The organism is Lentzea sp. NPDC058450 (assembly GCF_042721395.1).
Lineage (GTDB): Bacteria > Actinomycetota > Actinomycetes > Mycobacteriales > Pseudonocardiaceae > Lentzea.
In genome coordinates, this window is record NZ_JBHXLO010000023.1 from 86242 (window position 1) to 100047 (window position 13806).

Consider the following 13806-nt stretch of genomic DNA (forward strand, 5'->3'; position numbering starts at 1 on the left):
GGTCATGCTCGCCAGCCCGTCCGATCTCGTCGACCTGCTCGAGTGCGAACACCGCAGCCATCTGGCGCGGGACGAGCGGCGAGGTGATCCCGCCGAGCTGGCGCGTGCCGCCGAGCGCACCGCCGGTGAGATGCGGTCCGGCGCGGACCTGGTCGAGGACGCCGTGTTCTTCGACGGCGTGTTCCACTGCTCCGCGCGGACGCTCGTGCGCACGGCCGACGGGTACGAGCCGTGCGACGAGGCTCCCGATTCCACTCCCCTGGCCGTGTTGTCGCTGGTCGCGGTGGCCGAGGCGGCGGGGGCCGGGCGCGCGCACCTGGTGGTGGACGGGCGCCGGATGACGTTCCGGGTCGCTGACTTCCTGCCGTTGGTGGCGCGGTTGCGGACGCGGCTCGCGAAGCCCGGACCTGCGCCGGCGCGGTCGTGGGGGGACGTGCGGGCCGCGTGCGCGGGGTGCCGGTTCGCTCGTCATTGCGCCTCTGGTCGTGAGGCGGCGCGGGACCTGTCGTTGGTGGCCGGGTTGCGGGCGGATCAGCGGCGGAAGCTGGTTTCAGCCGGCATTGACACCATCGACGCGCTTGCGGAGACCGAGGAACGGCCCGCCACGTTGTCGCCGGCGTCGTTCACGGCGTTGACCGCGCAGGCCCGATTGCAGGTGCAGCAGGAGCGCACTGGCGTCACCAGTTACGAGGTCGTGGCGCCCGAGGCGTTGGCGAACCTGCCGGAGCCGGCCGAGGACGACGTGTTCCTGGAGGTCGACGGCGACACGTTCCGCACGCCGGGGTGGTCGGGGACGTTCGCGGAGTTCGTCGCGCGCACGCCGGAGGGCACGGTCTACCACTTCACGCCGCACGACCTGCCGGGACGGGCCGCGCGGTCGGCGACGCTGGAGTCCGAAGTGGACGAACTCGTGCGGCGGACCGTCGACCTCGGGGCGTTGACCCGGCGGGTGTTGCGGGTGTCCACGAGGGAGTACACGCTGCCGGCGTTGAAACCGTTGCTGGACGACGAGGTTCCGACGCGCGGGGTGCGGGATCTGTTGCACCGCATCAAGACCGAGCGCGAGATCGAGACCGCGGTGCGGGAGGAGCGCGACGAGGCGGCGTTGGAGAAGGCCGCCGAACGGGCTCGCCGGATGGCCGCGCTGACCGAACCGCTGATGGCCGAAGGGCACGCGTTGTTCGCCGCGACCGTCGGGTACCACCGGCGGGAGGCGAGTCCGGCGTGGGGCGACTACTTCCGGCAGGCGCTCGCGCCGATCTCCGACCTGGAGACCGACTCCAACTGCGCGGTGCCGATCACGGTGCGCGCGGAGGACTGGGTGCCGCCGGCGGGCCGGGTCCGCACGCACAAACGGCAGGTGCACGCGCGGATCGACCCCGAGCGACCACATCCGTTCGGTGCGGGCGAACAGGTCCGGCTGCTCTACCCCGGCAACGTGACGCGCAACGCCGCGGTGTCCGACGACAACCCGTACGAGCTGGTGCTGACCGAGAGCAACGCGGTCGAGCACGGGGAGATGCCGATCGCCGTGCTGCCAGGCAGTCCGGTGCCCGCGTCGCCGAAGGACGAGGCCGTCGCGGACCTCGCCGAGCAGGCCGTCGGGCTGCTGCCGCTGCTCCCCCGCAACCCCGGCATCGACCTGCTGCTGCGCACGCCGCCCGCGCAACCGTTGCCGCAGCACGACGACGTGGTGCAGGCCGTGATCAAGGCCGTCGACCAGCTCGACGGCGGCACCCTGGCCGTGCAGGGCCCGCCCGGCGCCGGCAAGACGTACCTCGCGACCAAGCTCGTCCGGCACCTCATCGACCAGGGCAAGACCGTCGCGGTCACCTCGACGTCGCACAAGGCCGTCGAGAACGTGCTGTCGTCGGTCGATCCGGACATCCCGATGGCCAAGCGCCCCAAGGAGAAGAAGCCCGAGGAGGGCCTCCCCTGGGACCAGCCGAAGGACAACGGCGCGCTCGCCCGGTGGCGCGAGGAGCACCCGCAGGGCCACCTGGTCGGCGGCACCGCGTGGACCTTCTCCAACATGGTGATCAAGGCGCAGCCGTTCGACGTGATGATCATCGACGAGGCCGGCCAGTTCGCCCTCGCCGACGCGGTGGCCGTGGCGACCGCGGCTCGCAACCTCGTGCTGCTCGGCGATCCCCAGCAACTCCCCCAGGTCGTGCAGGGCGTGCACCCGCCGGGGTCGGACGCCTCCGCGCTGGGCCATCTGCTCGGCGACGCGGACGTCATTCCCCCGCATCTGGGCTATTTCCTCGCCGAGACCCGCAGAATGCACCCGGCAGTTTGTCGTCCCGTGTCCGAACTCTCCTATGCCGGTCTGCTCCATTCGCACGAATCGGCGGCCAACCGGTCGATCTCCGGCATCGAGCCCGGGATCTACCTGCGCGAGGTCGACCACCGCCACAACATCACGTCGTCGACCGAGGAGGCCGACGCCGTGGTCGACACGGTGCGGCAGATCGTCGGTCGAACGTGGACGGACAACGGCAAAACACGCGAACTGACCGATGCGGACATTCTCGTTGTCGCGCCGTACAACCTGCAGGTCCGGGTGATCCGTCGCAGGCTCGCTGATGCGGGGTTCACCGAAACTCGGGTGGGCACTGTGGACCGCTTCCAAGGCCAGGAGGCACCCGCCGTCATCATGTCCATGACGTCGTCGTCCACCGTGGACCTGCCCCGTGGCCTGGACTTTCTTTTGTCACGCAACAGATTGAACGTGGCGTTGTCCCGTGCCCAGACGCTCGCCGTGATGATCTGCTCGCCCCGCCTGCTGGACGCCGACGTGCGCGGAGTGGAGCAGATGAGGTTGGTCGCGGGCACGATCGGCCTAACAGAAAACATGAGGATCTATCCGTGGTGACACCGTAGCGTTGTCATACGGTGACCTTCTGACCCCTCTGTGTTGTTAGCGTGGCGCGGTTCACCCGGTCGGGTGATTCAGATCATGAATGTTTGCTCGATCCGCCACGCATCAACGCAGAGCAGGAGAGATTCGTTGGCAAGGAGAGTTCTGGGCGTAGTCGCGGTGACCGCCACCGCTGCGCTGACAACGTTGGCGCTGACGGGCACGGCGCAGGCGCACAACCCCATCTGGTCCGCGGGGTGTGACGAGGGTGCGAAGACGACCAAGGTGTCGATCGACCTCGAGAAGTACGTTGCCAGCAAGAAGGGCAAGAACACCGTCACGCTCACCGACGGTGGCAAGGAAGTCCTGAAGACCACGGAGTTCCCGGAGTCCTTCCACTGGAAGAAGAACGACTTCGACGCCACCGTCAAGCACGAGTTCACGATCACTGTGACCTCGTGGGACGGTTACAACAAGACCGAGACGAAGAAGGTCGACCCGTGCGTGAAGGGCACCCCGCCCACCACCACGACGAAGCCGGCGACGACGACCACGACTCCGGCCACCACGGCCCCGGAGGTGCCCTCGTCCTCCGCCGAGGTCCCGCCGTCGACCACCCCCGCCGCCCCCGGCGGCAGCGCTCCGGAACCGCCCCTCGCGGCGACCGGCGCGTCCCCGACGTGGCTGCTGCTCTCGGGTCTGGGTCTGGTGGGCGCCGGTGCCGGCACCCTGCTGTTCCTGCGCCGCCGTCGCAGCGCGTGAACTAGCTGAACGACAGACGGGGACGGTCCACTTCGGACCGCCCCCGTTTTGCCTTCTACAGGTCCAAAGCGCCGGCCGGCCCGCCATCGGGCCCGATGAACCACTCGGTGCCGAACGCGTGCGCGAACGTCGGTTCGTCGAGCGTCAGGAAGAACGACTCCTCCGAGATCTGCGAGGCGTGCGCGCGCATCGCCTTCCGCTTGAGCGCCAGGTACTCGGTGACGTCGACGCCGACGTTGATCTCCGACTCCGGCACCGCGCCGTCGAGCGGCGGCGGTTCCTCCATGCCCGCGAGCCGGAACGCCTGGCGGAACTCCGACTCCCGCACCAGCGCCTGGTAGACGACCGGGGTGCCGGCGATCTCCGCCGCCCGCATGCCGACGCGGTGCACCTGGATGTGGTCGGGGTGGCCGTAGCCGCCGAAGCTGTCGTACGTGGTGAGCACCCGTGCGTCCTCCTCGCGGAGGATCGCCGCGAGCTGCTGGGCCGCCTCCTCGACGTCGGCGGTCCAGAACGAGCCGGGCTGCGAGTTGAGCTCGTCGCCCATCATCCCGGAGTCGCGGTACCCCAGGAACTCCACCCGCGCGACGCCCAGCAGGTCCGCTGACGCGTGCGTCTCCACGACCCGCCGCTGCCAGAGCTCCTCGCCCTCGGCCAGGTCGTCCGGCACCTCCCCGGCCTCGCCGCGCGTCGCGACGACGAGCACGACCCGGTGCCCCTCGTCGAACGCCTTGCGCATCACGCCACCAGTCACGATGCACTCGTCGTCGGGGTGGGCGTGGAACGTCACCAGTGTGGCCATGTCCTCGACGTTACCCGGCAGTGGAATTCCGCCAGTCCCTCACGTCCCCCGCGATTCCCTAGGGTGGGGACGAACCTTGGGACGTGGGGAGGAAGTTCGTGCGCGTGTTGTACACAGTCGCGCTCTCGGCTGCCCACGCCCGCACCGCGTTGCCTCTCACCGCCGTGCTGACCTCACTCGGGCACGAGGTCCTGGTGGCGGGCCCGGGGTCGGTGCTGCGCGCCTTCGCCGACGAGCCGGTCACCACGGCCCCGGTGTTCCCTGAGGTCGCGGACCAGCTCGCCGACCTGCTGCAGGGCGAGGTCCTGACGCTCCCGCCGAACTACGACCCGTTCTCCGACGAGATGATCGTCGAGCTGTCGGCGGGCCCGCACATCGCGGCGGCCGTGGAGGCGTTGCTCCCGGTGGCCGCGGACTTCCGGCCGCATCTGGTGCTGCGGGACGGCATCGAGTTCGCGGGACTGCTCGTCGCCGAACGGCTCGGCATCCCGCACGTGACGGCGCCGACGGGGGTCGGGCAGTACCTGGACCGGCTGACGTTGCTGAACGCTCTGAACGAACGCCGCGCGGAACTGCGGCAGCCGCTGCACGAGTCCCTCGACTCGGCGCACCGGTACGGGCGGCTCGACGCGGTGCCGCCGGGCTACTCGTTCGCCCGCCAGCCGATGCCGCCGGCGTTCGCGTTCCAGCAGCCCACCCATCACAGCCCCGGTGACCGGTTGCCGCAGTGGCTCGCCGACCTCGACCCGGCGCGGCCGCTGGTCGTGGCGTCGACCAGCACGTCGGGCGGGGTGTTCGCGTCCGAGTCGGCGCTGGACCTGTTCGACTTCGACGCGTTGCCCGCCCAGGTCCTGGAACGCTCGCCGCTCGCGCACCTGGAGGCCGTGGCGCAGGGCCTGTCCACTGTGGACTGCGAGGCGGTGGTGCTGACGGGTGGCCTGCCGGTGGAGTCGGCGGCGCCGAACGTGCACCTGGTGGAGGAGCTGCCGCAGGCGTTGTTGTTGCAGGGCGCGGATCTGCTGGTGTCGCACGGCGGGTACGGCTCGGTGCGGGAGGCCATGCGGTCCGGCGTGCCGATCGCCGTGCTGCCGGTGCTGCACGATCAGATGCACAACGCTCATCGGGTCAACGACCTCAAGCTGGGGGTCAGGGTGCAGGACTTCCGCGCGGACGCCGTTGCCAGGGCGTGCGAGCACGCTCTCACCGACCACGGCATCCGGGCCGGGGTGCGGCGCGCGCAACGGCACGTGCTCGGGCTGCCGTCGATCCGGGACGTGGCCGGGTACCTCGAACGGATCGCGCTCCGCAACCGCAGGCGGGTCAGCACGTGAAAGGGCGGCGCCCCCGCAGGGAAGGCGCCGCCCCTCGGCGAACTCGTGGAGCTATCGCAGGGTCAGGTTCCAGGCGTTGATGTACCCGGTGTCACCGGAGTACACGTCCTGGACCCGCAGCTTCCACGTGCCCGCCGCGACCTCGGACGAGGCGTTGACCGTGTAGGTCGCGACCACGTTGGCGGCACTGTCCGAAGAGGACGAGTTCTTCAGCCGGTAGGCGGTGCCGTCCGGCGCGATCAGGTCGATCACCAGGTCACCGCGGTAGGAGTGGACGATGTCCACGCCGACCTTGGTGGCCGAGGAGGCGTTGCCGGTCAGCGTCGAGGTGATCGACGACGTCACGGCCGCGCCGCGGTCCGGGATGGCCACGTCGGTCGTGTTCTCCAGGCCACCGGAGGGCGGCGGCGTGGTGTCCACGGCGGCGACGGTCTTGGCCGCGTCCGCGAGGCCCGCGCCACACCCACCGGAGCAGGTGCCCGGCAGCGGACGGGAGTTCGTCTTGATCAGGTCCTTGATCTGGGCCGGCGTCAGCGAGGGCTTCTTGGCGACGAGCAGCGCCGCGAGGCCCGCGATGTGCGGGGCCGCCATCGAGGTGCCCTGGTAGGGCTTGTAGTTCTCGGCACCGGGGGTGGTGGCGCCCGCGTTCAGCGTGGACCAGATGCCGTTCTCCGGCGTGGTGATGGTGCCGGGGGTGTCGGTGCCGCGACGGGTCTCGCCACCGGGGGCGGCGATGTCGATGCGGGTGCCGAAGTTGGAGTAGAACGCCTTGTTGCCCTCACGGCCGGTGGCGGCGACGGTGATGACGCCGCTGCAGTTGGCCGGGGTGAAGTTGGCGACGTTGGCGTTCGAGTTGCCCGCCGCGACGACGACCGTGGTGCCGCGGTTGATGGCGCCGTTGATCGCGTTCTGGTAGGTCGTGGAGCAGGACGACTGACCGCCCAGCGACATGTTGATGACCTTGGCGACGTTCTGGTTCGCGGGCACGCCGCTCACCGTGCCGCCGGACGCCCAGGTGATCGCGTCGGCGATGTCCGAGGTGGCGCCACCGCACTTGGCGAGCACGCGCAACGGCTGGATCTTGGCGTCGTAGGCGATGCCCGCGATGCCCTTGCCGTTGTTGGTGGCCGCGGCGATGGTGCCCGCGACGTGCGTGCCGTGCCAGGACGAGCCCTGGTCGGACGGCGGGACCGGCTGGCCGTTGGCGTCCGTGCCGCACTCACCGCGTGCGGTCCAGTCGCCCTCGTCGGCCGGGTTGGAGTCACGGCCGTTGTTGTCGCGAGCACGAGCCGAGTCGGAAACAAAGTCGTACCCCGCGACGACCTTGCTCGCCAGGTCGCTGTGCGCGACGTACCCGGTGTCGATGACCGCGACGGTCACGCCGGCGCCGGTGCTGCTGGACCACGCGCCGGGCACGTTCATGCCCGCGGTGGCCTCGAAGAGGTCCCACTGCCGGGAGTACTCGGTGTCGTTCGGGTCGGCGAGCGGCTGCATCAGCAGGTCCGGCTCGACGTAGGCGACCTTCGGGTCGTTCTTGAACGCCTGGATCGTGTTGTCGGCGTTCGTGGTCTTGGAGCCCAGATCGACGACGACCGCGCCGCTCGACATCCGGCGGTGCAGGGACTTGCCCTTCTTGCGGGCGTCGTCCGTGGCAGCGGAGTCGGACGAGGCCTCGGCGGTGCCCGGCTTGTAGCCGACGATCAGCCGCTCGAAGGGACGGTTCACCTGGGTCGAGTCCGGCTGGGACTGGATCTGGGCGGGGGCAGCGGTCGCCGATGGGGCGACAACGCTGAGCACGGCGGCGGAAACTGCCGCGGCGCACACACTCGTGCGTCGCAAGTTGTTCACGTGAGGTCCTTCCACGCAGGGCCTTCGCGTGCCGTTGAGGGCGTCAGGGTTCTGAACCGGCTGCGGAGGTGGAGGGACCGTAAGTCGCGTCACACCTGCGAAAACAGGTCTAGCCGAGTCCGAATAACGACACTGGCGTGTTCACGACAGGGGTACTGCGCTGAATGGCGCACAATATGGCCGTGTTCGGACACCTGGGCGTTCCGCCGGAGCTGACCGCCGTTTACGAGCTTCTGGTAACGGGCGGAAGCCGCACCACGGACGAAGTGGGCGTTTCCTCTTCGGTGCTGGAACAGATGCGGGAGCTCGGCCTCGTGCGGCACCTGCCCGGCGACGTCTGGCAGGCCGTCGCGCCCGACCTCGCCGTCGAGGCGCTGATCGCGGCCCGCGAGGAGGCGAACCGCCGGGCGCGCGCCGACGTCGGCCCGTTGATGGAGCTCTACCTCCGCAACCGCGACGAGGAACTGGCGGACAACGCGTTCGTCGAGGTCGTCGCCGGCGTGGCCGCGGTCCGCGAGCTGTGGCACACGCTGCTGCGCGGCGCCCGCGAGGAGGTCTGCGTCCTCGACCAGCCGCCCTACGTGACGCCGCTGGGCCAGCACGTGGCCCTGGAGGACGAGACACGGCTGCGGGACGTCCAGTGGCGCGTCGTCTACGACCGCTCGGCCGTCGACCTCCCCGGCCGCGTCACGGAGATCATCGAACTGGTCGCGGCCGGCGAACGCGCCCGCGTCACGCCGACCCTGCCGTTCAAGCTGGCGGTGATCGACAAGCACGCCGCCGTGCTGCCCGTGGTGAACGGCGACGTGGTCGACAAGGTGCTGCTGATCCGGCCGTCGGCGTTGCTGGACGTGCTGCGGTCGACGTTCGAGCTGTACTGGGAGAAGGGAATCCCGTTCAGTCCGGGTGGGATCTACGCGGCGGCGTCCGATGTGGACCCGAACCTGCTGGGGTTGCTGGCGGCGGGGCTGACCGACGAGTCGATCGCGCGGCAGCTGGGGCTGGCGCCGCGGACGGTGCAACGGCGGGTGCGGCAGCTGATGGACCGGTGCGGGGCGCAGACGCGGTTCCAGGCGGGGGTGCAGGCGATGCGGCGGGGCTGGTTGTAGCTCGCGCGCAACCTCCGGTGATCTTGTGGCGTCTCACTCAGTGCAAGCAGGTACTCACCAGGGGGATTCGACAAATGCGCATGCGCAAGGTGATGGCGGCTGCCCTGACGGGCCTCGCGTTGATCGGGCTCGCGGGGACGGCGTCCGCGTCGGACGAGCTCACGTGGCCGCCGAAGGACGTCACGCCGGTCGTGAAGACCAAGGCGGAGCTGGAGAAGCTGGCGGCCGGGTTCACCGCCCGCCAGCAGGAGACGTACCCGCGGATCTTCCGCACCGCGAACGTCACGCTGTCGCCGTGGGGCGGCGAGTCGCCCGGCTCCATCAGCGACGGGCAGCAGTACCTGACCAGCAGCGGGTCCTACGAGCGCAAGGGCGTGGAGACCCAGGTGTTCGTGCAGGTCAACGCGCCGGGCTTCGTCCAGACCTCGCCCGCGCAGCTGTGCGAGCGGGACAACTGCACCGGCCGGGTGCGGGACGGCCGGGGTGGGCTGACCGTGTTCACCGAGGACACCGCGCACGGCATCACCATCGCGTGGAACTACCGCCGCAACGGTGAGGTCGTCTGGGCGCAGAGCTGGGCGAAGGACTCGAAGGCGCAGGTGGCGGCCGTGGCCTCCGACCGCGCCTACACCTTCACGAAGTAGCACCGCAGAGAGAGCGGGCGCTTCCGGTCGTGGAAGCTACCGGAAGCGCCCGCTCGGTCAGCTGGCGACCTTGCGCGCGGCCACCAGCCGTCCGTCCGCGAAGCCCTCGACGCGCACCTCCTGCCCGGTCGCGGCCAACGTCGCGGTGTGCGCGCCGTCGGTCACGTCCAGCGAGGTCATCGGGCGGCCGTCGACGTAGACGTCCACCCGGTCGAGGTTCACGGTGTCCAGGGAGACGGTCGTGCCCGCGACCGCCACGCCGAGCCGCCGCACCGGCAGCTCCTTCAGCAGCTCGCCCGCGCGGGCGAGGAGATCCTTGTTGCCCTGCAACAGGTCCGTGCGCGTGACCTTGTGCTGGTGCGTCGGGCGCACGCCCAGGTCCTCCACCGGCGTGCCGGCGAGCTTGCCGACGCGCAACGTGCGGCGGATCGACACGCGCATGTTCGCCTTGTTGGGCAACGGTTTGTACGGCGACTCGGCGTCGATCGGCGCCGGGATCCTCAGCAGTGTCGTCAAGAGCCCGTGCGTCCACACGTTCGCGCCGCCCGCGCCGGTGTTGTCGTCCACACCGAGGATCGGGCCCAGCTCGTGGTCGGCCCAGCCGGCGGCGAAGATGTCGGTGGCCGAGTAGCAGCGCGCGTCGGTGATCAGCACGACCGGGCCGTGGTAGGTCTGGCCGATCGCGTTCGCGCCGTCGACCGGCGTGATGGTGTGCGAGTTGGAGAACGCCTGCCCGGTCTCCGTCGAGCCTTCGAGGGACGGGAACCACGGGCCGAGGTCGATCTGACCGGTCGGGTCCTCGGCGTGCCGGCGGCAGATCCGCAGGTTCAGCGGCGTGCTGAGGAACTGCACGGGTTCCGGCTGGATCGGGCGCGGCGTCATCGTCTGGAGCAGGAACTCCGACGCGAAGATGTGGCCGCCGCCGTTGTCGCGCACGTCGACGACGAGTCCGTTCTGCGGCAGCAAACCAGCCAGCCGCACGAACTCCGCGAGGAACGCGTCCGGGTCGTCGACGCTGAACGTGAAGATCCGCAGGTGCCCGAACGTGCCGGACGGCGTGACGACCGGACGCGCGCGGAACACGCCGGGCATCGTCGTCGCGACGTCCTGCGCGGCCATCGCGACCGCTCCCCCGGCGGCCTCGGCCTGCACGACCTTGGGCGCGTGCAACAACTTCTTCGCGCGGGCCTTCTCGTCGGAGTCGAGGTCGACGCCCTGCGCGGCCGCCGCCGGGCTGAGCGCGTCGACGTCCGTCATCGGCGGCAGGTTCTCGGTGACCTGCCAGTCGACCCGGATCTCCTCGGCCGCGCCGGCCTCGGTGCGGTAGCTGACGACGACCCAGTCCTCGTCGGGCGGGAGCTGGATCACCAAGGGGCGCAACGTGAGCGACTCCAGGCCGCGCGCGAGGTTCGCCGCCGTGTTGCTGCCCGCGAAGATCGCGCCGTTCAACGCGACCGCCCGCGCGATCGGCGTGCCGTTCCAGTGCGTCACCTCGGCGCCGACCGCGAGCCCGTCGAAGTCCGCGACCGTGCGCGCGACGAGGTACTGCTCCGTGCCGTCCGCGGCGAAGCAGCGCTCCAACTGGAACGGCAGGAAGGCGATCTTGCCCGCGAACGGCGCGGGCAGCAGGTAGTTCGTGTGCAGGTCGCGCACCGAGTGGAAGGTGCTCGACAGCTCGCGGTGGAACTGCCACTCGGGCTCGGCGGTGGCGTCGGTCTGTCTCTCGAGTCTGGCTCTCAGAACCCTGAGTCTCTGCACGGGGTTCACGGCGTGCATGGCGACTTTCAGAGGCAGGTGTGCGTAGTTCTGCTCCAGCAGGATCAGCGCTTGGTCGACGAGGAGCTTGCGCTGCGCCAGCGTGAGCGTGCCCGCGGTGGCGAGGAACTCGGCCAGTCCGACGGAGTTTGCGACGTTCGGGTGAGCGGTTGCGGTCATGGTGGGGCCTCCTTGCTCAGTAGAGGCTTCGCAGGGCCTCTGGATACACCTTTTTCACCCGTTCGGCCGCTAACCGGAGCAGTTTTCAGGACGACAACTGGAGTAAAGGGGAGGCGCCGATGACTGCACGGGTCTTGGAACTGCGCATCCACGGGGTCAACAACACGCCCCCGGACGCGATGCTCGCCCTCCCCGATCATGCCGTGGAACAGTTCCGCGGGGACCGGTTCGGCAGCTTTTGGCGGCCGAAACCGGACAAACTCGCCGAGCTGCCACCGGATCACGCCGGTCGGGTGCCCGCGGACGTGCGGCGCGAGGCCTACTCGTGGGGTGGCATGGCACGCAGCACGCCCGGTGTGCCGGGCAGCGGGGTGCCGTCGGTGCTCGCGAACGCGCTGGGGCGCGTGGGATGGGCGTTGCTGCTGCCGTTCGGGCTCGCGAACGTCGCCTACTGGGCCCGGAAACTCCCCGACGGCTCGTTCACCGGGGCCCGGCGGATGGTGTGGTGGAACGCCGGGCGCGGGGCGGCGTCGACGCGGCTCTTCGGACTGGGACTGACGGTCCTGCTGGTGCTCGCCGTGTGCGAGGTCGCCATCGACGTGGTCGCGATCCAGTGCTCGTTGCCGGACGTCACGTGCAAGCGGGTGCCCGAGTTCCTGGACGTGCTCGGGAACCCCGCGCGGCACGTCCGGGTGCTCGCCGCGTCCGCCGTGCCGCTGGTGCTGTTGCTCGGCTTGCTGGCGCTGACGTCGTTGTCGCGCAGCAGGTACGAGTCGGCGGCGGCGCGGGTGGAACCGGAGCCGCGGGACGGCGTGATGCTCAGCCGGAAGTCGATGTGGGAGGGCAGCCCCCGGATCCGCCGGTTGTCGCGGCTGCACATCTCCGCCGGGTGCTGCGTGGTGGTGCTGGTGACCAGCACGTCGTTGTGGCAGCACGGGTTCTTCCTCGTGATGACCGTGCTGGCCGGCGCGGTGCTGGCGGTCGTGATGGCACGGGTGGTGGTGACGACGGCCGACTGCCCGGACGTGCCGACGCGCGAGAAGGGCGGGCTGTGGTCGTGGCTGCTGATGGTCTCGGCCGTGGTCCTGCTGGTGGCGCACGGGTTCGGCCTGTACGTAGCCGAGCCCGGTTTCGACGCGCCGTTGTGGCTCACGTCGTGGGGGCCGCCGGTGGTCGTCGTGGCGTTGCTCGGTTCGGTGATGGCCGCGTGGTCGTGGCGGCGCAACGACGCCAAGGGGCCGTTGGTGCTGCTGGCGTTGTTCGTGGCGTTCATGGTCGCCACGTATTGGTTCTCGCTCGCCTGGGTCGGCGCGGTGGTGTTCGGCGGGGCGCTGGCGTGGCGGGCGCGGCCGCTGGCGGGGGACGAGTGGCAGGCGTGGCGCGGTGCCGGGCCCGGGGTGCTGCTCGGGCTGTCGTTGTTGTCGTCGGTGATGCTGAGCTCGGTGCTGGTGCTGACCTTCCGGGGCTGGGTGGGCACCGGTTTGGCCGTGCCGTCGTTCTACTCGTGGTTCGCCGCCGCGTTCGCGTGTGCGCTGGTGCCGTTGATCCTGCTGGTGCTGGCGCAGGCCTTTGTGCTGCTGTCACGGCTGATCACGCCCGCGGTGCTGGACGCGCAGGCCGACGCGCTCGTCGTGCGGGTGCGACACGTGGTGGCGGTGACGCACCGGGCGGAGAACGTGGCGGGCGTGTTGTCGTTGCTCGGCGTGCTTTCCTTGCTGCTCACGACTTATCTCACGTTCGCGGCGCCGTCGTGGGCGTCGTGGTGGGGTGTCGGGTGGGTGGTGGACAAGGGTGACTGGGTGACCGGGCTCGCCGGGGTCGCGGTGGTCGGGTCGTTCGTCGGGGCGGGGATGCTGACGAACCGGCGTCCGCTCGGGCTGGTGTGGGACCTGATGTGCTTCCTGCCGCGCACGGCGCACCCGTTCGCGCCACCCTGCTACGCGGAGCGCGCGGTGCCGGAGATCGCCGACCGGTCGCGGGAGTTCCTCGACGAGTCGCCGGACCACCGGGTCGTGCTGTCGGCGCACAGCCTGGGCGCGGTGCTGGCCGTCGCGGCGCTGTACGCGTTGCCCGCCGGGTACCTGAAACGGATGCGGCTGCTGACGTACGGCGTGCAGCTGCGGCCGTACTTCGGCCGGATCTTCCCGGAGCTGCTGGGTCCCGCGGTGCTCGGAACGCCCTCGGTGCGGGCCGGCGCGATGTTCTCGCGCGACCCGTGGGGACGGGTGGCCGGAGCGGCACCGGAGGGCGGGTTGTCGGCGTTGCTCGGCAAGAGCTGGCTGAACCTGTGGCGCCGCACCGACTACCTCGGCTTCCCGGTGCACGGGTGGGCGGCCAACTCCGTGGACCGCCGCGCCGACGAGAAGGGCGGCGGAGAGGACACAGTGGAGACTCACGGCGGCTATCACCTGTGCGCGGCCTACCGGGACGCGTTCGCCGAGCTCGTCTCAATTGATCTGAACCAGTCGCCCGATCGTGAACGTGCAGGGGGTGGGAACCTGGAACGCAGTTGACT

9 protein-coding genes are annotated in these 13806 nt (G+C 70.3%); 6 read left to right on the top strand and 3 right to left on the bottom strand.

Annotated elements, in window-relative coordinates:
• The first annotated feature begins 4 nt into the window (after window positions 1-4).
• Window positions 5-2875: a DEAD/DEAH box helicase gene (locus ACFWNN_RS30195; RefSeq protein WP_382443317.1), complete on the top strand. Its 2871-nt coding sequence runs from the start codon at window positions 5-7 to the stop codon at window positions 2873-2875.
• A 135-nt stretch (window positions 2876-3010) separates the two neighbouring features.
• Window positions 3011-3622 carry an LPXTG cell wall anchor domain-containing protein gene (locus ACFWNN_RS30200; RefSeq protein WP_382443318.1) on the top strand — a complete coding sequence of 204 codons (612 nt, stop codon included), beginning with the start codon at window positions 3011-3013 and terminating at the stop codon, window positions 3620-3622.
• A gap of 55 nt (window positions 3623-3677) precedes the next feature.
• On the opposite strand, the gene ACFWNN_RS30205 is transcribed toward ACFWNN_RS30200, so the two are convergent.
• Window positions 3678-4424 carry a PIG-L family deacetylase gene (locus ACFWNN_RS30205; protein ID WP_382443319.1) on the bottom strand — a complete coding sequence of 249 codons (747 nt, stop codon included), beginning with the start codon at window positions 4422-4424 and terminating at the stop codon, window positions 3678-3680.
• Between the two features lie 83 nt (window positions 4425-4507).
• Between ACFWNN_RS30205 and ACFWNN_RS30210 the strand changes: the two genes are divergently transcribed.
• Window positions 4508-5755, top strand: coding sequence for a glycosyltransferase (locus ACFWNN_RS30210; protein WP_382443320.1), 1248 nt, complete (start codon window positions 4508-4510; stop codon window positions 5753-5755).
• Window positions 5756-5806: 51 nt separating this feature from the next.
• Here the strand turns inward: ACFWNN_RS30210 and ACFWNN_RS30215 are convergent, their stop codons facing one another.
• The gene (locus tag ACFWNN_RS30215) at window positions 5807-7603 is read right to left on the bottom strand and encodes a S8 family serine peptidase (protein ID WP_382443321.1); all 1797 of its coding nucleotides are present in this window, start codon (window positions 7601-7603) and stop codon (window positions 5807-5809) included.
• A 182-nt stretch (window positions 7604-7785) separates the two neighbouring features.
• On the opposite strand from ACFWNN_RS30215, the gene ACFWNN_RS30220 reads away from it, so the two are divergent.
• Together ACFWNN_RS30220 and ACFWNN_RS30225 are read left to right on the top strand one after the other, a co-directional pair.
• A complete protein-coding gene (locus ACFWNN_RS30220) occupies window positions 7786-8712 on the top strand; it encodes a LuxR C-terminal-related transcriptional regulator (RefSeq protein ID WP_382443322.1) in 927 nt (308 codons plus the stop codon).
• Between the two features lie 74 nt (window positions 8713-8786).
• The gene (locus tag ACFWNN_RS30225; protein ID WP_382443323.1) at window positions 8787-9356 is read left to right on the top strand and encodes a hypothetical protein; all 570 of its coding nucleotides are present in this window, start codon (window positions 8787-8789) and stop codon (window positions 9354-9356) included.
• A gap of 57 nt (window positions 9357-9413) precedes the next feature.
• Here the strand turns inward: ACFWNN_RS30225 and ACFWNN_RS30230 are convergent, their stop codons facing one another.
• A complete protein-coding gene (locus ACFWNN_RS30230; protein ID WP_382443324.1) occupies window positions 9414-11291 on the bottom strand; it encodes a S41 family peptidase in 1878 nt (625 codons plus the stop codon).
• A gap of 119 nt (window positions 11292-11410) precedes the next feature.
• On the opposite strand from ACFWNN_RS30230, the gene ACFWNN_RS30235 reads away from it, so the two are divergent.
• Window positions 11411-13804 carry a hypothetical protein gene (locus ACFWNN_RS30235; protein WP_382443325.1) on the top strand — a complete coding sequence of 798 codons (2394 nt, stop codon included), beginning with the start codon at window positions 11411-11413 and terminating at the stop codon, window positions 13802-13804.
• Window positions 13805-13806 lie beyond the last annotated feature (2 nt).

What these genes read in the sequence shown, in the direction of transcription:
- ACFWNN_RS30205 (WP_382443319.1), bottom strand. Translation starts at nt 4,424, where the DNA reads ATGGCCACACTGGTGACGTTCCACGCCCACCCCGACGACGAGTGCATC.
- ACFWNN_RS30235 (WP_382443325.1), top strand. Translation starts at nt 11,411, where the DNA reads ATGACTGCACGGGTCTTGGAACTGCGCATCCACGGGGTCAACAACACG.
- ACFWNN_RS30195 (WP_382443317.1), top strand. Translation starts at nt 5, where the DNA reads ATGCTCGCCAGCCCGTCCGATCTCGTCGACCTGCTCGAGTGCGAACAC.
- ACFWNN_RS30225 (WP_382443323.1), top strand. Translation starts at nt 8,787, where the DNA reads ATGCGCATGCGCAAGGTGATGGCGGCTGCCCTGACGGGCCTCGCGTTG.
- ACFWNN_RS30230 (WP_382443324.1), bottom strand. Translation starts at nt 11,291, where the DNA reads ATGACCGCAACCGCTCACCCGAACGTCGCAAACTCCGTCGGACTGGCC.